Source organism: Micromonospora sp. NPDC005979 (genome assembly GCF_040614415.1).
Lineage (GTDB): Bacteria > Actinomycetota > Actinomycetes > Mycobacteriales > Micromonosporaceae > Micromonospora.
Genome location: NZ_JBEXUR010000007.1, coordinates 43863 through 65816, shown reverse-complemented (window position 1 = coordinate 65816; position 21954 = coordinate 43863). Strand labels below are relative to the sequence as shown.

Genomic DNA, 21954 nt, shown 5'->3' with positions numbered 1-21954 from the left:
CCGGACCCGCCGCGACCGCCGGACCCGGCCTGGCCTCCGCGACCGCCCTGGGGTCCGCGCTGCGCCGGGCCGCCACGCCCCTCCTGGCTCGTCCGACCACCGGCGGCCGGCTCGTCCTCCAGGCGCAGGGTCAGTGAGATGCGCTTTCGGGGTACGTCCACGTCGAGCACCCGGACCTTGACCACGTCGCCGGACTTCACCACCTCGCGGGGGTCCTTCACGAACGTCCGGGACATCGCCGAGACGTGCACCAGGCCGTCCTGGTGCACCCCGACGTCCACGAACGCGCCGAAGGCGGCCACGTTGGTCACGACGCCCTCCAGCACCATGCCCGGCGTCAGGTCGCCGATCTTCTCCACGCCCTCGACGAAGGTGGCGGTGCGGAACTCCGGCCGGGGGTCACGGCCCGGCTTCTCCAGCTCGGCGAGGATGTCGGTGACGGTGGGCAGGCCGAACCGGTCGTCGACGAAGTCGGTGGCCCGCAGCCCGCGCAGGATCGCGCTCTTGCCGATCACCGCGCGCAGGTCCTGCCCGGTGCTGGCGAGGATGCGCCGCACCACCGGGTACGCCTCGGGGTGCACGCTGGAGGAGTCCAGCGGGTCGTCGCCGCCGGGGATCCGCAGGAAGCCCGCGCACTGCTCGAACGCCTTCGGCCCGAGGCGGGCCACCTTCTTCAGCTCGGTCCGTGACCGGAACGGCCCGTTGGCGTCCCGGTGCAGCACGATGTTCTCGGCCAGGCCGGCGCCGATCCCGGAGACCCGGGTCAACAGCGGCGCGGAGGCGGTGTTGACGTCCACCCCGACCGCGTTGACGCAGTCCTCCACGACGGCGTCCAGTGACCGGGAGAGCTTCACCTCGGACAGGTCGTGCTGGTACTGGCCGACCCCGATCGAGCGAGGGTCGATCTTGACCAGCTCGGCGAGCGGGTCCTGGAGACGACGGGCGATGGAGACCGCGCCGCGCAGCGACACGTCCATCCCGGGCAGCTCCTGCGAGGCGTACGCGGAGGCGGAGTAGACCGACGCGCCGGCCTCGGAGACCATCACCTTGGTCAGGTTGAGCTGCGGGTGCCGCTTGATCAGGTCACCGGCCAGCTTGTCGGTCTCGCGCGAGGCGGTGCCGTTGCCGATCGCGACCAGCTCCACGCCGTGCGCGCCGGCCAGCCGGGCCAGGGTCTCGATCGACGCGTCCCACTGCCGACGGGGCTCGTGCGGGTAGATGGTGTCGGTGGCGACCACCTTGCCGGTGGCGTCGACCACGGCCACCTTCACGCCGGTCCGCAGGCCCGGGTCCAGGCCCATCGTCGGCCGGGTGCCGGCCGGCGCGGCGAGCAGCAGGTCGCGCAGGTTGGTGGCGAAGACCCGTACGGCCTCCTCCTCGGCGGCCTGCCACAGCCGCATCCGCAGGTCGGCCCCGAGGTGGATGAGGATGCGCGTACGCCAGGCCCAGCGGACCGTGTCGGTCAACCACCGGTCCGCGGGGCGCCCTGCGTCGGACACGCCGAACCGGCCGGCGATCATCGCCTCGTACCGGGTCGGACCGGTCGGTACGGCGTCGGCCTCGCCGGCCTCCTCCGACTCCATGGTCAGGTCGAGCACGCCCTCCTTCTCGCCCCGGAACATGGCCAGGATGCGGTGCGACGGCAGCTTCGGGTACGGCTCGGAGAAGTCGAAGTAGTCGGCGAACTTCGCGCCGGCCGTCTCCTGACCGTCGCGTACCCGGGAGGCCAGCCGGCCCCGCGACCACATCTGCTCGCGCAGCGTGCCGATCAGGTCGGCGTCCTCGGCGAACGTCTCGATGAGGATCGCCCGCGCGCCCTCCAGCGCGGCGGCGGCGTCGGCGACGCCCTTCTCCGCGTCGACGAACCCGGCGGCGGTGGCCTTCGGGTCCTGGCTGGGGTCGGCCAGCAGCGTCTCGGCCAGCGGCGCGAGGCCGGCCTCGCGGGCGATCTGCGCCCGGGTCCGCCGCTTCGGCTTGTACGGCAGGTAGATGTCCTCCAGCCGCGACTTCGAGTCGGCGGCCATGATCTGTGCTTCCAGCGCCTCGTCCAGCTTGCCCTGGCCGCGGATCGACTCCAGCACGGCGGCCCGCCGCTCGTCCAGCTCCCGCAGGTAGCGCAGCCGCTCCTCCAGGGTGCGCAGCTGGGTATCGTCGAGCAGGCCGGTGGCCTCCTTGCGGTAGCGGGCGATGAACGGCACGGTGGCGCCGCCGTCGAGCAGCTCCACGGCCGCCCGCACCTGACGCTCGGCCACGCCGAGCTCGTCGGCGATCCGCTGATGAACAGACTGGGTCACGATCTCGATCCGCCTTCGACTCGATCCGCCCTCAAAGAGCGGGCACGGCCTGCATTCTGCCGGGCGGCCCCGGCCGCTGTCGCCGCGCCCGGCCTGGCGCGGCGGACCCGTATCGCCGCGCCCGACCGGGCGCGGCGGACCGCACCGGCCGGGTGACCGGCGGCGGTGCCGTCCGGCCTGCGCTAGCGTGGCGATCATGGAATCACCTGCGGAGCCGCGCGCCCGACGGCTCTTCGGCGGCAGCGCCCGGGCCCTCGGTGACCTCACGGCCAACCCGTTCCGCGCCGACCGGGACCGGATCGTCGGCTCGCCGTTCTTCGCCCGGCTCGGCGGGGTCACCCAGGTGATCAGCCCGGTCGGCTCCGGGTTGCTGGTGCACAACCGGCTCACCCACAGCCTCAAGGTCGCCCAGGTGGCCCGGGCCATCGCCGAGCGTTTGACGGCCGACGACAGGTGGCGTGACCTGCTGGACAAGCTCGGCGGCTGTGACCCCGACGTGGTGGAGGCCGCCGCGCTCGCGCACGACCTCGGCCACCCGCCGTTCGGCCACCTGGGGGAGCGGGTGCTCGACCGGCTGGCCCGCCAGCGCCTGGGCCTCGCCGACGGCTTCGAGGGCAACGCGCAGTCGTACCGGATCGTCACGAGCACCGAGATCCGGGGCGCCGCCACCACCGGGTTGGACCTGACCGCCGCCGTCCGCGCGGCGATGCTGAAGTACCCGTGGACGCGGCTGGACTACCCAGACCCCCACCCGCGCCTGCTGGACCCGCCGCCGCGGGGCGCCACGCCGCCGCCGGACGACCCGGAGAGCGGCTCGTTGAAGTTCGGGGCGTACCGCACCGAGCTGGACGACCTGCGGCAGGCCCGGGAGCCGTTCGTCGGCCGCATTCCGGACTGGCAGCAGACCGTCGAGGCGTCCGTGATGGACACCGCCGACGACATCGCGTACGCCATCCACGACGTGGAGGACTTCTACCGGGTCGGGGTGCTCCAGCAGGGCGCGGTGTCCGCCGAGCTGATGGCCTGGCAGCGCGAGAGCGGGCACTTCCGGGCGATAACCGACGCGGCGCTGGCCACCTCGGCCCGGCGACCCGGCGCCGCCATCGAACGGCTGCGCCGGCAACTGCACCGCAAGGACGCCTGGGTCGCGGACGACGACGCGTTCGCCGCCGCCGTCGAGCACGTCCGCGAGGAGTTGGTGGACGGGCTGCTCGCGCTGCCGTTCGACGGCTCGATCGAGGCGGAGCAGTACGTGGCGCGGTTCTCCGCCCGCTGGTCCACCCGCTTCGTCGAGGCCGTCACCGTCACCGACCAGCCGTCGGTGCGCTCCGGGCACGTGCTGCTCGGCTGCGCGCAGTGGCACGAGGTGCAGGTGCTCAAGTTCGTCCACCACCGGTTCGTGCTGGCCCGCCCCGACCTGGCCCTGCACCAGCGCGGTCAGGCAAGACTCCTGGGCACCCTGGTGGAGGCGCTGTGGGAGTGGCTGCTCGACCCGGAGGAGGAGTCCCGCCTACCCCGCCGGCTGCACGACCTGGTCGAGCTGGCCGAGGCCGAGCTGCACCCGCGTACGCCGCACCGGATCGGCCGCGCCCGGGGACGCGCGATCGTGGACTTCGTCGCGCAGCTCACCGACGGCCAGGCGGTCGCCATGCTGGACGCGCTCTCCGGTCGCTCCGGCGCGCTCTGGACCGACGCCTTCGTGCTCTGAAGTGAAAGGAAGGGCCCCTTATTAACGCCAGGCGTTAATAAGGGGCCCTTCCTTTCACTAGGCGACGGACTGCCACCAGCCGTCGACCGCCGGTGGGTCGTCGACGACCACGCGCTCGCCGGGGCGGGGTACGGCGAGCCGCACGTCCCGGGCCTTCGCCTCGGCCCACAGCCGGTTCACCGGCTCCGACCAGTCGTGCAGGGCCAGGTTGAACGTCGCCCAGTGCACCGGGATGAACAGCCCGCCGCGCAGGTCGAGGTGGGCGTCGACCGCCTCCTCCGGGAACATGTGGATCGTCGGCCACGCCCGGTCGTACGCGCCGATCTGCATCAGCGTGACGTCGAAGGGTCCGTGCTCGGCGCCGATGGCCGCGTACCCGGCGAAGTAGCCGGAGTCACCGGTGTAGAAGACCTTGCGCCGTGCCCCGGCGACCACCCAGGAGCTCCAGAGCGTGCCGTCGCGGCGCAGGCCCCGGCCGGAGAAGTGCTGGGCGGCGGTGGCGGTGATCTCCAACCCGTCGACCCGGTGCGACTCGGACCAGTCCAGCTCGATGATCCGCTCGGCGGGCACCCCCCAGCGGTCCAGGTGGGCGCCCACTCCGAGCGGCACCACGAACGGCGCCGACTGCCCGGCGACCAGCGCCCGCACGGTGGGCATGTCCAGGTGGTCGTAGTGGTCGTGGGAGATCAGGATGGCGTCGAGCGGGGGCAGCTCGTCGATGCCCACCGGCGGCTCGTGCAGCCGACGCGGGCCGACCGCGCCGGACGGTGAGCAGCGGTCACTCCAGACCGGGTCGAGCAGGACCCGCCGGCCCTCGATCTCGATGAGCGCCGAGGCATGGCCGTACCAGACGATGTTCAGCTCGTCGGCGGTGTCGGCGGCCGGCGACGCGCCGGGCCGCAGCAGCGGCACGGGCGCGCTGGGGCGGCGCTTCTGCTTGCCGAAGATCAGTTCCCGGACCAGGTTACGACCCGGTTCGGCGGCGACCATCGTGCGGACGTCGGCCTGGTTGTGGAACGTGCCGTCACGGAACTGCGGCGAGCGGGCCGCCCGCTCGGCTCGGGCCCCGGCGAGTCGCCCGCCGAGCGCCGCCGGCACGTCCCGGGCCACCCAGGCCAGGCCGGCCAGCGCGGCCAGTCCGGCCGAGCCGCCCATCCGTCGCGCGAGCGACCGTTGCCCGTCGGTGCGTTTCGCTGGTGCCATCGCCCGTCCCTCCGCCGTGTCCCGCACTACACGGTAGTCACCTCACGAGGTCCGTGCCCCGGCGGTCGCCCGCCCCGGGCCGGGCGCCGCCGAGGCGACCGGCCCGAGGCGCGTCTCAGCCGCCGTTGCTGGGCCGCTGGACGGTCGTCCGGTACGCGGTGCCCGCGCCCCCGAGGCGGTCCACCGCGGCGAGGAACTTCGGACCCATGGCGGCCCGGGCCCGCACCGCCGGATGGGTCGCGCCGAAGTTGTCCGGGTCGGCCTGCCCATCGGCGAAGAGCGCGTAGGTGAGCACCGCCGCGCCCGACCGGTCGAAGATCACACCGGCCTCGTGCCGGGCGTCGGCGAACCAGCCGGCCTTCGTGGCGATGCGGGCCCGATCGTCGGAGGACATGGTGCGACGGATCCCGTCGGTGAAGGCCACCGGGGAGCGCAGCAGCCCGAGCAGGTGCGTTGTCGAGGCCGGCGAGAGCAGCGTGCCGCCGACCAGGGCCCGCAGCAGGTCGTGCGTCTGGCGGGGAGTGCTGGTGCCGAGGAAGAACCGGTTCGGGTTGGCGACCGGCTCGACCTGGGTGTTCGGGAAGCCCTTGGCGATCAGGATCGAGTTGATCTCGGCGGCCGGGGCGACCAGCCCGCACAGTCGTACGGCGGTGTCGTCCGAGACGGTCAGCAGGTTCGCCAGCACGTGCCCCAGCGTCACGCTGCTCGGGTACGCGCCGTCCAGGCTGAAGATGCCGTCACCACCGGGCACCACGATCGCCTCGGTCACCTCGACCCGCTGGTCCAGCGTCAGCAGTCCACGGTCGACCTTGTCCAACACTGCCGTGGCGACCGCGATCTTGTTGACGCTGTACGCCTCGATCGTCCGGTCCGCGTCCGCCGCCACCGCGACGACCGGCGTACCCGCCGGACCGGCCACGCTGACGTACCCCTGCCAGTTGCCGCCGGCCTCGGCGCGGTGGCGGCCGAAGACGGTGGCGACCCGCCGGGCCGCCTGCGCGGGGGTGGTCGGTGTCGCCTCGGCGGCGCTGGCCGGAGTGGCCGCGGCGAGCACCGTACCGGCGGTGGCCACCGTACCCAGTCCGAGGGCGGTCCTGCGGTTCAGTCGGATGGTCAATCGTCTCTCCCGTCGTGGGGCGCCGGAGCGCCTGCCGGCCCTCCACGCTAGGCGAGTTGATCTATTCATGATGCCCCCGGAGAGAGTCCCGAACGGTCCCGAACAGTCTTACCCGGGCCGTCGGCGCAGCGCGGCGGCGATCGCGCCGGCCGCCGTCCCACGGAGCTGTGCCGCTGGCCCGGACACCGCCCGGGCGAGCTGCCGCAGGTCGGGCAGGTGACCGCCACGGACCGCCTCGCCCGCCGGGTTCGGCGCGAAGACCGATCCGTCGTGCGCCGCGACCGGCCGTCCACTGAGGCCGGCGAGCCGCATCAACGGGCCGACGAGGACGTCGTAGACGCCGGGTAGCAGCGTGAAGCCGGCGCGCAGCAGGACGTTCAGCCGCCCCACGGACACCTCCCGACGCGGACTGTCCACACAGTCGACGATGGCCCGGGCCACCCGCTGCGGCCCCGCTACCGGCGGTGGAGGGCGGCCGACGCGACCCAGATAGTTGGCCGCCTGCTGGTAGACGGGTGTGTCCACACTGCCCGGGTTGACCAGGCACAGTCGGATTCCCGGGCTGTCCCGCAGCTCCTGCTGGAGCGTCCGGGCCAGCCCCTGCAAACCCCACTTGCTGGTCACGTACGCGCTCATGTACGGCGCGGTGATGTGCCCGAGCACCGAACCGGTGAGGATCAACGTCCCGGCGCCGGTGGCCCGGAAGTGCCGCAGCGCCACCCGGGCCGCGCCGGCGGCGGCCAGCAGGTCCGTCCGCACCACCTGGTCGAACACCCGCTCCGGCAGCTCGTCGAAGCGCCCGTAGGCCATCACCGCCGCCGTGTGCACCCAGACGTCGATGCGGCCGAACCGTTCGATCGCCGCCTCCGTCAGCGCCTCCAGCGCGCCCGGCTCGGTGACGTCGGTCGCCACGGTCAGCACCTCGACGTCCGCGCACTCCTCGCGTACCTCGGCGAGGGTCTGCGGCGCGCGGGCCGCGAGGACCAGGCGGTCGCCGCGCTCGGCGAACGCCCGGGCCGTCGCCCGACCGATCCCGCTGGTCGCGCCCGCGACCACCACGATCCGACTCATGGTGCGAGCACGACCTTGACGCAGCCGTCCTCCTTCTTCTGGAACATCTCGTACGCGCGCGGCGCGTCACTCAGCGGCAGCCGGTGGGTACGCAGATCCTCCACCCCCAGCGGGTCGTCGTCGCCGGAGAGCAGCGGCATGATCTCGTCGACCCAGCGGCGCACGTGGCACTGCCCCATCCGCAGTTGGACGCCCCGGTCGAACATCTCCATCATCGGCATCGGGTCGGCCTCGCCGCCGTACACCCCGGAGAGCGAGACGGTGCCGCCGCGCCGGACCGCCTTGAGCGCGGCGTGCAGGACGGCGAGCCGGTCGATGGCGACCCGGTCCGTCATCGTCTGGGCGAGCTTGTCGGGCAGCAGTCCGACGGCCGCGTGCGCGAGCTTGCCGACCGGCGAGCCGTGCGCCTCCATGCCGACCGCGTCGATGACCGCGTCCGGACCGCGCCCGTCGACCAGGTCGATCAGCGCGCCCGGCACGTCGGACAACTCGCGTACGTCGAGCACCTCGATGCCGTGCCGGCGAGCCAGCTCCAGCCGCTCGGGCACCAGGTCCAGGCCGATCACCCGGCCGGCGCCGAGGTGGCGGCCGATGCGGGCGCAGAACTGGCCGACCGGGCCCAGCCCGAAGACGGCGAGCGTGCCGCCGGGCGGGGTGTCCGCGTACTTCACCGCCTGCCAGGCGGTGGGCAGGATGTCGGAGAGGTAGAGGTAGCGCTCGTCCGCGCCGGTCTGCGGGATCTTGATCGGCCCGAAGTGGGCCTGCGGAACGCGCAGGTACTCGGCCTGCCCGCCGGGCACCGACCCGTAGAGGGACGTGTAGCCGAACAGCGCCGCGCCCTTGCCCTCGCTGGTCACCTGGGTCGTCTCACACTGGGCGTAGAGCTGGCGTCGGCACATCCAGCAGTCGCCGCAGGAGATGTTGAACGGCACCACCACCCGGTCGCCGGGCTTCAGGCCGGCCACCTGCGGGCCGACCTCCTCGACGATCCCCATCGGCTCGTGTCCCAGGATGTCCCCGGGCTTCAGGTACGGCCCCAGCACCTCGTACAGGTGCAGATCCGAGCCGCAGATCGCCGTCGATGTGATCTTGACGATCGCGTCGGTCGGCTCCTCGATCCGGGGGTCGGGCACCTCCTCGACCCGTATGTCCCGCTTGCCCTGCCAGGTCAACGCCTTCATGTCCGGCTGCCCTCCCTCGGTCCTACCCTGACTGCTACCCGGGGAGGGGGAGTTGAACCGGCGCTCCGGCCTTGTCGGTGGTTGCGGTTGGGGCTGGGGGCGACCGTGCCCGGCTCCGGGCGGTCAGGCTTGATCCCTGCGCCGGGCACGGTCGCCCCCAGCCCGCGCTGGTCGCCGTTCGTGCGATCGGCGTGGCCGCTCGTGGGTCGTGCGGGGTGGCCCGTTGATCGACTCGGTTACCAGGAAGTCGGGGTGTTGTAGGCCCCTGGACGGGCCGACTTCCTGGATGCCGAGTTGGTCTTGCCCGGTTGCCCGTTGACGGGGTTCGGGAAGCGGTGCGAGTCGCGCGCATCGCACCTTTTGCCCACGGTGCTGCGCCGAATCGGCACGCACACCGAGCACCGCTGGCCGCATGATCGACTCCATTGCGCCGAGGTGGCGGTATCCCGGCGCCAGGACACCGCCACCTCGCCGATGTCGAGTGGATCTTGCCGGCGCGGGCCAGTCGCGGCCAGGCCAGGGCTAGCCGCGGGCCGGGCTTGTCGCGGGCCGGGCCGGGTCTGTCGCGGGCCGGGCCGGGCTTGTCGCGGGCCGGGCCGGGTCTGTCACGGGCCGGTGCGGGCCAGTCGCGCCAGGTCGGGCCGGGCGGGGTCTGTCGCGGGCCCGGTCGGGCGGGCCGGGGGTCGGCCGGACCGGGACGGACCGCTGTGGGCGGTGTCGGCCCTCAACGCCTGACCGCCGCGCCCGACGATCGGGGCGCGGCGGTCCGGGGGTTGCCTGGGCCGGAAGGATCAGGAGCCGGGGGTGTTGCCGCCCTTGGTGGTGGCCGACAGGTAGTCGCGGTTGAGCCGGCCGATGGTGTTCAGTGGGATGCCCTTCGGGCAGGCCACCGTGCACTCGCCGGCGTTGGTGCAGCCGCCGAAGCCCGCCTCGTCGTGCGCGTCGACCATGCCGATCACCCGGGTGTAGCGCTCCGGCTGGCCCTGCGGCAGCAGCGAGAGCTGGGTGAGCTTGGCGGCGGTGAAGAGCATGCCGGAGCCGTTCGGGCAGGCCGCCACGCACGCGCCGCAGCCGATGCAGGCCGCCGACTCGAAGGCGGCGTCCGCGTTGGCCTTGGCGACCGGGGTGGAGTGCGCCTCGGGCGCGCTGCCGGTCGGCGCGGTGATGTAGCCACCGGCGGCGATGATGTTGTCGAAGGCGCTCCGGTTGACGACCAGGTCCTTGACGACCGGGAAGGCGCTGGCCCGCCACGGCTCGATGTCGATCGTGTCCCCGTCGGAGAACTGCCGCATGTGCAGCTGGCACGCCGTGGTGCCGCGCTGCGGTCCGTGCGCGTCCCCGTTGATCATGAGGCCGCACATGCCGCAGATGCCCTCGCGGCAGTCGTGGTCGAACGCCACCGGGTCCTCGCCGGAGAGGATCAGCCGCTCGTTGAGCACGTCGAGCATCTCCAGGAACGACATGTCCGGGGACACGTCGTCGACCGGGTAGGTCACCATCCGACCCTTGTCCTCAGGGCCCTTCTGGCGCCAGATGCGCAGGGTCAGGTTCACTTGTAGCTCCGCTGCGTGGGGTGGACGTATTCGAACTTCAGGTCTTCCTTGTGCAGCACCGAGGGCTCACCGGTGGCGGTGAACTCCCAGGCCGCCACGTACGCGAACTTCTCGTCGTCGCGCTGCGCCTCGCCGTCGGGGGTCTGGTGCTCGGCCCGGAAGTGACCGCCGCAGGACTCCTCGCGGTGCAGGGCGTCGATGCACATCAGCTCGGCCAGCTCGAAGAAGTCGGCCACCCGGCCGGCCTTCTCCAGCGACTGGTTCAGCTCCTCGCCGGTGCCGGAGACCTTGACCCGCTGCCAGAACTGCTCGCGCAGGTCGCGGATCTCGCCGATCGCCTTGCGCAGACCGGCCTCACTGCGCTCCATGCCGCAGTGCTCCCACATGATCTGGCCCAGCTCCCGGTGGAACGAGTCCACGGTCCGGTCGCCGTCGACCGCCAGCAGCCGCTGGATCCGGTCCTCGACGTCGGTACGCGCCTCGACCGCCGCCGGGTGGCTGGCGTCGACCTTCTCGAGGGGGCCCGAGGCCAGGTAGTTGGCGATGGTGGTGGGCAGCACGAAGTAGCCGTCGGCGAGGCCCTGCATCAGCGCCGAGGCGCCGAGCCGGTTCGCGCCGTGGTCGGAGAAGTTCGCCTCGCCGATCACGAACAGGCCCGGGATGCTGGACTGCAGGTCGTAGTCGACCCAGAGCCCACCCATCGTGTAGTGCACGGCGGGGTAGATCCGCATCGGCACCTCGTACGGGTCCTCGCCGGTGATCCGCTCGTACATCTCGAAGAGGTTGCCGTACTTGGCCTCGATGGCCTTGCGGCCCAGCCGGTCGATCGCGTCGGCGAAGTCGAGGTAGACGCCGAGCTTGGTCGGACCGACACCCCGGCCCTCGTCGCAGACGTTCTTGGCGGCGCGGGAGGCGATGTCGCGGGGGACCAGGTTGCCAAAGGACGGGTAGATCCGCTCCAGGTAGTAGTCCCGCTCGTCCTCGGGAATGTCCTTGGGGCTGCGGTCGTCGCCCTTGCGCTTGGGCACCCACACCCGGCCGTCGTTGCGCAGCGACTCGCTCATCAGGGTCAACTTCGACTGGTGGTCGCCGGAGACCGGGATGCACGTCGGGTGGATCTGCGTGTAGCAGGGGTTGGCGAAGTACGCCCCCTTGCGGTGCGCCCGCCAGGTGGCGGTGACGTTGCAGCCCTTGGCGTTCGTCGAGAGGTAGAAGACGTTGCCGTAGCCGCCGGAGGCGAGCACGACCGCGTCGGCCATCTCGGTGCTGATCTCGCCGGTGACCAGGTCCCGGACGACGATGCCCCGGGCCTTGCCGTCGACGATGACCAGCTCCAGCATCTCGTGCCGGGCGTTCATCTCCACGTTGCCGAGGCCGATCTGCCGCTCCAGCGCCTGGTACGCGCCGAGCAGCAGCTGCTGGCCCGTCTGGCCCCGGGCGTAGAAGGTGCGCTGCACCTGCGCGCCGCCGAAGGAGCGGGTGTCCAGCAGCCCGCCGTACTCACGGGCGAACGGCACGCCCTGGGCGACGCACTGGTCGATGATGTTGACCGACACCTCGGCCAGACGGTGCACGTTCGACTCCCGGGAGCGGAAGTCGCCGCCCTTGACGGTGTCGTAGAACAGCCGGTGCACGGAGTCGCCGTCGTTGCGGTAGTTCTTCGCGGCGTTGATGCCGCCCTGCGCCGCGATCGAGTGGGCCCGGCGCGGGCTGTCCTGGTAGCAGTAGGACTTGACGTGGTAGCCCTGTTCGGCCAGCGTCGCGGCGGCGGAGCCGCCGGCCAGGCCGGTGCCGACCACGATCACCGTCATCTTGCGGCGGTTGGCCGGGTTGACCAGCTTGGCCTCGAAGCGCCGGGTCTCCCAGCGCTTCTCGACCGGGCCGGCGGGCGCCTTCGTGTCGGCGATCGGGTCGCCCTCGGTAAAGAGTTCCATGTCAGGACACCAATCCGGTGAGTACGGCGAACGGGACCACCAGGTATCCGGCGCAGAGCACCACGGCGAAGACGAGCGCGGCGGCGCGCGCCCGGCGCTCGCCCCGGGGCGTCTGCTGCCCGAGGCTGCGGAACGCGCTGAAGGCGCCGTGGCGCAGGTGGAAGCCGAGCGTGACGATCGCCAGGGTGTAGAAGAGCGTGACGTACCAGCGCTCCGGGGCGAAGTCGGCGACGACGTTGCCGTACGGCTTGCCCTCGGTCCCGACCGGGTTGAGCGTCCCGGTGGTCAGGTCCAGGAGGTGGTAGATCACGAACAGCAGGATGATCACGCCACCCCAGCGCATGGTGCGGGCCGCGTAGCTGCCCCGGACCTTCTTGCGGTGGGCGTACTTCACCGGGCGGGCGGCGCGGGCGCGCAGCGCCAGCACGGTGGCGGCCACGATGTGGGCGACGACGGCCACCACGAGGACGGTGCGCAGGATCCACAGGAACCAGACACCGGGCAGCAGTGGCTTGCCGATGTCGCGCAGCCAGTGCGCGTAGTGGTCGAACGAGGTCTCCCCCGTGAACACCTTCAGGTTCCCGAGCATGTGCGCGATCAGGAACAGCACCAGCACAATGCCCGTCACCGCCATGACAGCCTTGAGGCCGACGTTCGAGCGGATGGGCGACCGAGTTTTCGTCATTACCACGGATCTGACGCTAGGAGCACTTCGATCAGTCGTCCAATGCATCGAACTCGCAGCGTTGATAGCCATAAGCTATGTAGATGCAGCTCCATCAGCTCCGGTACTTCGTCGCGGTGGCCGAAGTACGACATTTCACCCAAGCCGCCGACATCGTCGGCATAACCCAGCCCTCGTTGAGTAAGCAAATTCACGCCCTCGAGACCGACCTCGGGGCCCCGCTCTTCGAGCGGGTACGGGGCAACATCGCCCTCACCGCGGCCGGGGAGGTGCTCCTGCCGTTGGCGACCCGGATCCTCGCCGACGTGGAGACCGCGACCCGGGAGGTGCAGGAGCTGGTCGGCCTGCGCCGAGGGCGCGTACGACTGGGCGCGACCCCGAGCCTGGCCACCTCGCTCGCCCCGCCGGTGCTGCGCCGGTTCCGCGACGCGCACCCCACCGTCGACCTCCGCGTCGAGGAGAGTGGGTCCCAGGACCTCGTCCGGGACCTGTTGCGCGGCGACCTGGACCTGGCGCTGATCATCATGCCGTCGCAGGGCGCCGACCCGGGCCTGCGTGTCGACCCGATCCTGCGCGAGAGCCTGGTGGTGGCCTCGGTGGGCGAGGTGCCGACCGCCTCGGCGACGGGTGAGCTGCGGATCACCGACCTGCGCGACCAGCCGATGGTGATGTTCCGGGAGGGCTACGACCTGCGGGACGCCACCATCGCGGCGTGCCGGGAGGCGGGCTTCGAGCCGAGCTTCGCGGTGGACGGCGGCGAGATGGACGCCGTCCTCAGCTTCGTCGAGGCGGGACTCGGCATCGCGTTGGTGCCCGGGATCGTGCTGGCCCGCCGACCCGGGGTGCGCATCACGCCGCTGGCGACCCCCGGGGTGACGCGGACCATCGCGGTGGCCCGTCGCCGCGACGTCGTTCCGACGCACGCCGGCCGGGAACTCCGGCGGATCCTGCTCGACTACGTCCAGTCCGCGATCGACCGGGGCGAGCTGCCGCCGGGCGTGGAGCCGCTGGGCTGACCCGGCCGGGGCCGCCGCCGCGAGCAGGCCGACGGCGGCCAGGCCGGCGGGCTCAGCGGCCCTCGGCGTCGTCCATCGCGCGATAGATCCGCTGCTCCGAGACGGGGTACGGGGTGCCCAGCGCCTGGGCGAACACGTTCACCCGCAACTCCTCGATCATCCAGCGGATCTGCCGGACAGCCGCCTCCTGCCGGCGCGCGGGCGGTAGGGCGGCGAGCAGGTCGTCGTACTCCTTCTGCACCGCCGCGATCCGGTCCTGCTGTTGGCGGTCGCGCTGCGGGTTGCCGCCGAGCCGGTCCAGCCGACGTTCGATCGCGGTGAGGTAGCGCAGCAGGTCGGGCAGGCGGGCGTACCCGGTCTCGGTGATGAAGCCGGCGTGCACCAGCCCGGCGAGCTGCTTGCGGATGTCGGCCAGCGCCGCCACCACGGCCAGGTTGCGGGTCGCCCCGAGCCGCTGCTCGACCGCGTACGCGGCGGCGAGCACCTTGCGGACCCGGTCCATCACCTCGACGACGGTGTCGACCAGGTCGGCGCGGACCTTCTCCCGCAGTGCGGCGAAGCCCTCGGCGTCCCACGCCGGGCCCCCGGCGGCGTCGATCAGCCGGTCGATGGCCGCGCCGGCCGCGTCCTCGATCAGCTCCTGCACGCCGCCGTGCGGGTTGCGACTCAACGCCAGCTTCGCCTCGTTGCTCAGCCGACCCTGGAGGAACCGGGCCGGGGACGGCACGGTGAGCCGCAGCAGCCGGCGGGTGCCGGCCCAGTGCGCGGCCTCCGCCTCGGCGGGGGAGTCGAACACCTTCACCCCGACCGTCGTGCCCTCGTCGACCAGGGCCGGGTACGCGGTCACCGCGTACCCGGCACGGACCTGCTCGATGGTCCGGGGCAGCGTGCCGACGCTCCACTCGCGCAGGCCGGTCCGGGCGACCTCCGGCGCGGCGGCCGCCACGACCTGGCGTACCTCCTGACGCAGTTGACGTTGCAGGGCCGGCAGGTCCTTGCCCTCGGCGACCGGCTTGTCGTCGTCGCCGAGCACCCGGAACGTCACCCGCAGGTGCGCGGGGAGCTTGGCCGGCTCCCAGGCGTCGCGGGGCACGGTGACACCGGTCATCCGCCGGAGCTCACGGGTGAGCGCGTCCAGCAGTGACGTCTCGCCGGGGGTGATCGCCGCGAGGGCGGCGCGGGCGTAGTCCGGCACCGGCACGAAGTTGCGCCGGATCGCCTTGGGCAGCGAGCGGATCAGCGCGATCACCGTCTCCTCGCGCAGCCCCGGCACCTGCCAGTCGAAGCTATCCGCCGGCACCTGGTTGAGCAGCGGCAGCGGGATGTCCACGGTGACGCCGTCGGTCGCCGTGCCCGGCTCGAACCGGTACGTCAGCGGGAGGGTCACCCCCTGGGTCTGCCACTCGTCGGGGTAGTCGCTCTCGTCGACACCACCGCGACCGTCGTTGACCAGCAGGTCGCGGGTGAAGGTCAGCAGGTCGGGACGCTCGTGGCGGGTCTTCTTCCACCAGGTGTCGAAGTGGCGGCCGGACACCACGTCGGCGGGGATCCGCTGGTCGTAGAAGCCGAAGATGGTCTCGTCGTCGACCAGGATGTCCCGGCGGCGGGCCCGGCTCTCCAGCTCCTCGATCTCGCCCAGCAGTCGCTTGTTGTCGGCCCAGAACCGGTGGTGGGTCTGCCAGTCGCCCTCGACGAGGGCGTGCCGGATGAACAGCTCCCGGCTCAGCGTCGGGTCGATCCGCCCGAAGTTGACCTTGCGGGAGGCGACCAGCGGCATGCCGTACAGGGTGACCTTCTCGTAGGCCATCACCGCGGCCTGCTTCTTCTCCCAGTGCGGCTCGCTGTAGCTGCGCTTGACCAGGTGCTGCGCCAGCGGTTCGACCCACTCCGGCTCGACCCGCCCGGCGATGCGCCCCCACAGCCGGGACGTCTCCACCAACTCGGCGGCCATCACCCAGCGCGGCGGTTTCTTGAACAGCGCCGAGCCGGGGAACAGCGCGAACTTCGCGCCCCGCGCACCCAGGTACTCGTGCTTCTGGGCGTCCTTGAGGCCGATGTGCGACAGCAGGCCGGGCAGCAGCGACTGGTGCACCTTCGGGGTGTCGATCTCCTCCGGCAGGTCCGCGCCCCCCCGCCGGCCCGCGCCCCGGCCGGCGTCCGCCTCGGCCGGGGTGTCCCGCGCCGCCCGCCCGCCGCGCCGGTCGTTCTCGGCCGGGGTACGCAGCACCTGGCGCAACTGGCTGACGATGTCCTGCCACTCGCGGATCCGCAGGTAGTTCAGGTACTCCGCCTTGCACATCCGGCGGAACGCACTGGACGACAGCTCCCGCTGCTGCTCACGCAGGTACCGCCACAGGTTCAGGTACGCCACGAAGTCGGACTCTTTGTCGGCGAACCGGGCGTGTGCCTGGTCGGCCTGGGCCTGCTTCTCGGCCGGGCGCTCGCGGGGGTCCTGGATCGAGAGCGCGGCGGCGATCACCAGGATCTCGGTGGCACAGCCGTTGCGCTCGCCCTCGACCACCATCCGGGCCAGCCGCGGGTCGACCGGGAGCTGGGCCAGCCGCCGGCCCAGCGCGGTGAGCCGCTTCGCCGGGTCGGTCTCGGTCGGGTCGAGCGCGCCCAGCTCGTGCAGCAGGTTGACGCCGTCGGTGATGTTGCGCCTGTCCGGTGGGTCGATGAACGGGAACGCGGCCAGGTCGCCCAGTCCGATCGCGGTCATCTGGAGGATGACCGACGCCAGGTTGGTGCGCAGGATCTCCGGGTCGGTGAACTCGGGGCGGGACAGGAAGTCCTGCTCGTCGTAGAGGCGGATGCAGATACCGTCCGACGTACGACCGCAGCGGCCCTTGCGCTGGTTGGCCGACGCCTGCGAGACGGGCTCGATCGGCAGCCGCTGCACCTTGAGTCGGCTGGAGTAACGGGAGATGCGGGCGGTGCCCGGGTCCACCACGTACTTGATGCCGGGCACGGTCAGCGAGGTCTCCGCGACGTTGGTGGCGAGCACCACGCGTCGCGAGGAGTGCGCGGCGAAGACGCGGTGCTGCTCGGCGGCGGAGAGCCGCGCGTACAGCGGCAGGATCTCGGTGCCCAGCAGCGACCGCTTCTTCTGCACCAGCTTGCCCAGCGCGTCGGCGGTGTCACGGATCTCCCGTTCGCCGCTGAGGAAGACCAGGATGTCGCCCGGCCCCTCGACGGCCAGCTCCTCGACGGCGTCGCCGATCGCCTGGATCTGGTCACGGACGTTCTCCTCGTCGGCGTCGCCGTCCTCGTCGCCCTCGGCGACCTCGACCAGCGGCCGGTAGCGGACCTCCACGGGATAGGTGCGTCCGGAGACCTCGACGACCGGCGCCGGACTGCCCTCGGCGTCGGCGAAGTGCTTGGCGAAGCGGTCGGTCTCGATCGTCGCCGAGGTGATGATCACCTTGAGGTCGGGCCGGCGGGGAAGCAGCTCGCGCAGGTAACCGAGGATGAAGTCGATGTTGAGGCTGCGCTCGTGCGCCTCGTCGATGATCAACGTGTCGTACTGGCGCAGCATCCGGTCGGTCTGCAACTCGGCGAGCAGGATGCCGTCGGTCATCAGCTTGACCAGACTGCGCTCGCTGACCTGGTCGGTGAAGCGCACCTTGTAGCCGACCACGTCGCCCAGCTCGGTACCCAGCTCGTCGGCGATCCGGTCGGCCACCGTCCGGGCGGCCAGCCGCCGGGGCTGGGTGTGCCCGATCAGGCCGTTGATGCCGCGCCCCAGCTCAAGACAGATCTTCGGCAACTGGGTCGTCTTGCCGGAGCCGGTCTCACCGGCCACGATCACCACCTGGTGGTCGCGGATGGCGGCGGCGATGTCGTCCTTGCGCTCGCTGACCGGCAACCCCACGGGGTACGCGATCGTCGGCACCGCCGCCCGCCGGTCGGCCAACCGCTGCTCGGCCCGCGCCAGCTCGGCGGTGATCTCGGTCAGGGCCGCCTCCCGGCGCTGCGGGTCGCGCAGCTTGCGGGCGCCGTCCAGGCGTCGCTGGAGCCGGCGCTGGTCGCGGAACATCAGGGGACTGAGGCGGCGGTGCAGGTCGCGGACGGGATCGGTCGCGGCGGAGGAAGCTGGATTCTGCATGTCGTGCCCAAGGATAGGCAGCCCGGCGGCGGACCGCCCCTGGGTTACCGCGCGTGGGTGCTTCGGCGCGCGGACGGCGGTCTACAGTTGCGCCCGACGTCGAGCGCTGGGGGGCCGGGATGGAGCTGCGGGACACCGATCGAGCGCTGGTGCAGGCCGCCACGGCGGTCGCCAAACTCCGGTGCCGCAGCCGCCACCACACCGGCGCGTCGGCCGCCCGTACCGCCGACGGGCGGGTGTTCTCCGGGGTGAACCTGCACCATGACAGCGGGGACACCTGCGCGGAGCTGGTCGTCATCGGCACCGCCGCCACGCAGGGCGTGACCGAGCTGGAGACCATCGTCTCGGTCGCCGACCGGGGTCGTACGGTCGTCGGGCCCTGCGACAGGTGCCGGCCGGTGCTCAGCGCGTACTTCCCGGCGCTGCGGGTCATCGTGGGCGAGCCGGACGACCTGCGGGTGCTGCCGATCGCGGACCTGCCCGGCTGACCGCGTCAGTCGCCCGCCGCCGCCTCCAGCATCGAGGCGCGGATCGGCACGCCCTCGTACCGCACGTTGCCCTCGGGCACCATCCAGCTCGCCACCCGCGCGACGAGCAGGCCGGCACGGACGGCCGGGTCGTCGGCGTAGAGCCCGCGTACCTCGTCCGGGGCGATGGAGAAGACGACGAAGCCCCGCATCCGGTCGTCGTCGGCGTGCAGGAGCGGGCCGGCCGCGAGCACCAGTCCTTGCTCCACGAGCCCTGCCTGGTGGGCCAGATGGGCGTCGCGTAGCCGGTCGATCGCCTCCGGTGGCAGCTCCGGCGGATCCGACGGTCGGGTCAGCAGGACGACCGTGTGCTGGTCGAATCGCATACCCCACACCCTATGGCGCTCGGTGTCCCTCTTACGGGTGTTATCCGCCATCCGCCCCACTTGCCCCCGTCCGCGAAACTCATTCTCTTATCGAGGTCGGATACGAGTGGGGGTGCGGCATGGTCAGCAGACGACAGGTGCTCGTGGCCGGTGCCGCCGGAGGCGCCGCGCTTCTGGTCCCGGCGGGATCGACGGCCGCGGGCCGCGCGCTCGCCGCGGGGACGGTGCTGCGCGCCGCCGACATCCCGAAGTACGTCGCGCCGCTGCGGATCCCCGCGGCCATGCCCCGGGTGGCGAACGATCCCGAGCGGGACACGTACGTCGTCGGGGTGCGGCAGTTCCGCCAGCAGATCCTGCCGCTGTCCTGGCCGCGTACGACCGTGTGGGGTTACGGCTCCACCGCCCACCCCGACAGCTTCGGCTACCCGGCGCACAGCATCGTCGCGCGGGTGAACCGCCCGGTACGGGTGACCTGGGTCAACGAACTCGTCGACGACCGGGGCGACTACCTGCCCCACCTGTTGCCCGTCGATCCGACCCTGCACTGGGCCAACCCGGCCGGTGGCCGCAACGGCCGGGACGGGCACGGCCGCTCGGACGGCAGCGGCCGTGGCTACCGGGGACCGGTGCCCCAGGTGGTCCACCTGCACGGCGGGCACAGCACGCAGGAGAGCGACGGGCACGCCGAGGCGTGGTACCTGCCGGTGGCCCGCGACCTGCCGGCCGACTTCGCCGTCACGGGCGGCGCGTACGGCGAGTTCCGGTCCCGCTTCGCCGAGGGGTCCGGCCTGCGCTGGGCGGCGGGTTCGGCCACCTTCGAGTACGCCAACGACCAGCGGCCATGCACCCTCTGGTACCACGACCACACGCTGGGCCTCACCAGGGAGAACGTCTACGCCGGGCCGGCCGGTTTCTACCTGCTGGGCGGCGACGACCTGCCCGACGGGGTGCTGCCCGGCCCGACGCCGGGTCACGACGATCCGCCGGACACCGACTACCACGACATCCCGCTGCTCATCCAGGACCGCAGTTTCAGCGCCGACGGCGAGCTGGTCTACCCCGGAGGTCACCACGACGGTTCGGCGTGGACGTCGGCGTTCTCCGGCACCACCATCGTGGTCAACGGCCGGACCTGGCCCAGCCTGACCGTGCAGCGCCGGCGCTACCGGTTCCGGTTGCTCAACGGCTGCAACAGCCGCTTCCTGATGCTCAGCGTCGCCGCCCACGCCACCGCACGGCCGGCCCGTCCGGTGCTGCCGGTCTGGCAGATCGGCAGCGACAGCGGCTTCCTGCCCGAGCCGGTGGCGCACGACCGCGTCACCCTCGGCCCCGCCCAGCGGGCCGATGTGATCGTCGACTTCACCGGCGTGCCCGCCGGCACCGAGCTGTTCTTCGTCAACGAGGGGCCCGAGTGGGCGTACCGGGGTGGCCGGCCCGGGGTGGACTTTCCGCCGTCCGACCCACGGACCACCGGCCAGGTGATGCGGTTCGTGGTCACCGAGGCCACCGGCGCGGACCCGAGCGTGCCGCCGGAGCACCTGCAACTGCCGGCCCACCCCCGGCTCGGTGCGGCGGAGCGGGTCCGGCGGCTGTCACTCAACGAGCGGATGTCCGGCCGGTCGATGGTGATGTTGCTCGGCACCCTCGACGAGCGCGGCCGGGGCCGGCCGATGCGCTGGAGCGACCCCGCGACCGAACAGCCCCTCGTCGGCGCGACCGAGGTGTGGGAGGTGCGCAACTTCACCCGCAACGTCCACCCCGTCCACCTGCACCAGGCCCAGTTCGAGCTGTTGGGCCGTGGACGGTCGGGCCGGGCGGAGCCGGAGCCGGGGGAGCGGGGATGGATGGACACCGTGCTCGCGTACCCGTGGGAGGTGACCCGGATCAAGGCCCGCTTCGACCTGCCGGGCCGCTTCTCCTGGCACTGCCACCTTCTGGAGCACGAGGACAACGAGATGATGCGGCCCCTCAACGTGCTGCCGCGCGGCGCGGCGGCGGCCGGGGACGGCGGCTCGGTGGCGGTGCCGCAGGCCGCCCCGGCGGCATCGACCGACGCCGGTTAGGTCACTTTCCGCAGGTCGGCTAAGGTTAGGCGAACCTAAGCTCGAACGTGCAGGAGTTTCGTGACCACCCTCGCCGCCCGGCCGACGCCGGCCCGCAACTCCTCCGGTGCCCGCACCGGTCGGCGGGTCGCCGTCACCGTCGGCGCCGCGCTGGTGTTGCTGCTCGCCGTACTGGCCAGCTTCGCGCTGGGCAGTCGGCAACTCGGAGTCGGCGCGGTCTGGCACGCCCTCGTCGCGCCGGACGGCAGCGACGCGAGCACCATCGTCCGGGAACTGCGGATGCCACGCACCGCGCTCGGGCTCGCCGTCGGGCTGGCGCTCGCCGTGGCGGGCGTGCTGTTCCAGGCGCTCACCCGCAACCCGCTCGCCGAGCCGCGCATCCTCGGCATCAGCGCCGGCGCGTCCTTCGGCGTGGTGCTCGCCATCTCCGTATTCGGCATCGGCACGCTCGCCGGGTACGTCTGGTTCGGCATCGCCGGCGCCCTCGCCGCCGGCCTGCTGGTCTTCGCCATCGCCAGCCGGGCCCGCGAGGGCGCGAGCCCGGTCACCCTCGCGCTGGTCGGCGCGGCGCTCGACGCCAGTCTCGCCTCCGGGGTGTACGCGCTGCTCAGCATCGACGCCCGCACCTTCGAGGAGTACCGGTTCTGGGTGGTGGGCGGACTCGCCGGACGGGACCTCGGCGTCACCGCCCAGGTGCTGCCGTTCGTCCTCGTCGGGCTGCTGCTCGCCGCGCTGGTGGCCCGGGGCCTGGACGCCCTCGCCCTCGGTGACGACGTGGCCCGCGGACTGGGCCACCGCATCGGCCTGGTCCGCCTCGGCGGTGGAATCGCCGCCGTGCTGCTCACCGGCGCCGCGGTGGCCGCCGCCGGCCCGGTCGCCTTCGTCGGGCTGGCCGTGCCGCACCTCGCCCGTGCCCTGGTCGGCGCGGACCACCGCTGGACCCTCGCCGTCTCCGCCCTGCTCGGGCCCGCGCTGCTGCTCGGGGCCGACGTCGTCGGCCGACTCGTCGCCCCGCCCGGCGAGATACCCGCCGGCATCGTCACCGCCCTGATCGGCGCGCCGCTGCTGGCCGTGCTGGTCCGCCGCGCCCGGGTGGTGACCGCGTGACCGCCGGCCGTCCCGCCGAAGCGTCCGGCACCGCCGGCCCGGCCCCTGCCGCCGACCCGGTCGC

General features: G+C 72.5%; 15 protein-coding genes. 5 read left to right on the top strand and 10 right to left on the bottom strand.

Annotated elements, in window-relative coordinates:
• Nucleotides 1-2294 (bottom strand): Tex family protein (locus ABZ272_RS13770; protein ID WP_355050280.1); only part of this gene is annotated, 2294 nt, incomplete at its 3' end.
• A gap of 196 nt (nt 2295-2490) precedes the next feature.
• Here ABZ272_RS13770 and dgt point away from each other — a divergent pair.
• Nucleotides 2491-4002 carry a dGTP triphosphohydrolase gene (gene dgt / locus ABZ272_RS13765; protein WP_355050279.1) on the top strand — a complete coding sequence of 504 codons (1512 nt, stop codon included), beginning with the start codon at nt 2491-2493 and terminating at the stop codon, nt 4000-4002.
• 57 nt (nt 4003-4059) lie between these two features.
• Here dgt and ABZ272_RS13760 read toward each other — a convergent pair whose 3' ends face one another.
• The 7 genes from ABZ272_RS13760 to ABZ272_RS13730 form a co-directional block, all read right to left on the bottom strand.
• Complete coding sequence (locus tag ABZ272_RS13760) at nt 4060-5205, bottom strand: MBL fold metallo-hydrolase (RefSeq protein ID WP_355050278.1); 1146 nt, start codon at nt 5203-5205, stop codon at nt 4060-4062.
• Between the two features lie 115 nt (nt 5206-5320).
• On the bottom strand, nt 5321-6322 hold the full coding sequence (locus tag ABZ272_RS13755) for a serine hydrolase (RefSeq protein ID WP_355050277.1): 1002 nt from the start codon (nt 6320-6322) through the stop codon (nt 5321-5323).
• Between the two features lie 108 nt (nt 6323-6430).
• Nucleotides 6431-7393, bottom strand: coding sequence for an SDR family NAD(P)-dependent oxidoreductase (locus ABZ272_RS13750; protein WP_355050276.1), 963 nt, complete (start codon nt 7391-7393; stop codon nt 6431-6433).
• Entirely contained in the window at nt 7390-8574 is a 1185-nt protein-coding gene (locus ABZ272_RS13745; protein ID WP_355050275.1) for a zinc-dependent alcohol dehydrogenase, read from the bottom strand. The genes ABZ272_RS13750 and ABZ272_RS13745 overlap by 4 nt, the downstream gene beginning before the upstream one ends.
• A gap of 791 nt (nt 8575-9365) precedes the next feature.
• Nucleotides 9366-10127: a succinate dehydrogenase/fumarate reductase iron-sulfur subunit gene (locus tag ABZ272_RS13740; RefSeq protein ID WP_355050274.1), complete on the bottom strand. Its 762-nt coding sequence runs from the start codon at nt 10125-10127 to the stop codon at nt 9366-9368.
• Complete coding sequence (locus ABZ272_RS13735; RefSeq protein ID WP_355050273.1) at nt 10124-12061, bottom strand: fumarate reductase/succinate dehydrogenase flavoprotein subunit; 1938 nt, start codon at nt 12059-12061, stop codon at nt 10124-10126. The genes ABZ272_RS13740 and ABZ272_RS13735 overlap by 4 nt, the downstream gene beginning before the upstream one ends.
• A gap of 1 nt (nt 12062) precedes the next feature.
• Nucleotides 12063-12746 carry a succinate dehydrogenase cytochrome b subunit gene (locus ABZ272_RS13730; protein WP_355050272.1) on the bottom strand — a complete coding sequence of 228 codons (684 nt, stop codon included), beginning with the start codon at nt 12744-12746 and terminating at the stop codon, nt 12063-12065.
• Nucleotides 12747-12829: 83 nt separating this feature from the next.
• On the opposite strand from ABZ272_RS13730, the gene ABZ272_RS13725 reads away from it, so the two are divergent.
• A complete protein-coding gene (locus ABZ272_RS13725; protein WP_355050271.1) occupies nt 12830-13762 on the top strand; it encodes a LysR family transcriptional regulator in 933 nt (310 codons plus the stop codon).
• A 52-nt stretch (nt 13763-13814) separates the two neighbouring features.
• Here ABZ272_RS13725 and hrpA read toward each other — a convergent pair whose 3' ends face one another.
• Nucleotides 13815-17867, bottom strand: a complete 4053-nt coding sequence (gene hrpA, locus ABZ272_RS13720) for an ATP-dependent RNA helicase HrpA (protein WP_355050270.1) — start codon at nt 17865-17867, stop codon at nt 13815-13817.
• Nucleotides 17868-17986: 119 nt separating this feature from the next.
• Here hrpA and ABZ272_RS13715 point away from each other — a divergent pair, with 119 nt between their 5' ends.
• Nucleotides 17987-18355 (top strand): cytidine deaminase, encoded by a 369-nt coding sequence (locus tag ABZ272_RS13715; protein WP_355050269.1) that lies wholly within the window; start codon nt 17987-17989, stop codon nt 18353-18355.
• Nucleotides 18356-18360: 5 nt separating this feature from the next.
• Here the strand turns inward: ABZ272_RS13715 and ABZ272_RS13710 are convergent, their stop codons facing one another.
• Nucleotides 18361-18720, bottom strand: coding sequence for a YciI family protein (locus ABZ272_RS13710; protein ID WP_355050268.1), 360 nt, complete (start codon nt 18718-18720; stop codon nt 18361-18363).
• Between the two features lie 119 nt (nt 18721-18839).
• Between ABZ272_RS13710 and ABZ272_RS13705 the strand changes: the two genes are divergently transcribed.
• Together ABZ272_RS13705 and ABZ272_RS13700 are read left to right on the top strand one after the other, a co-directional pair.
• Nucleotides 18840-20783, top strand: coding sequence for a multicopper oxidase domain-containing protein (locus ABZ272_RS13705; protein WP_355050267.1), 1944 nt, complete (start codon nt 18840-18842; stop codon nt 20781-20783).
• A gap of 60 nt (nt 20784-20843) precedes the next feature.
• Nucleotides 20844-21890 carry an iron ABC transporter permease gene (locus ABZ272_RS13700; RefSeq protein WP_355050266.1) on the top strand — a complete coding sequence of 349 codons (1047 nt, stop codon included), beginning with the start codon at nt 20844-20846 and terminating at the stop codon, nt 21888-21890.
• The last annotated feature ends 64 nt before the right edge of the window (nt 21891-21954 follow it).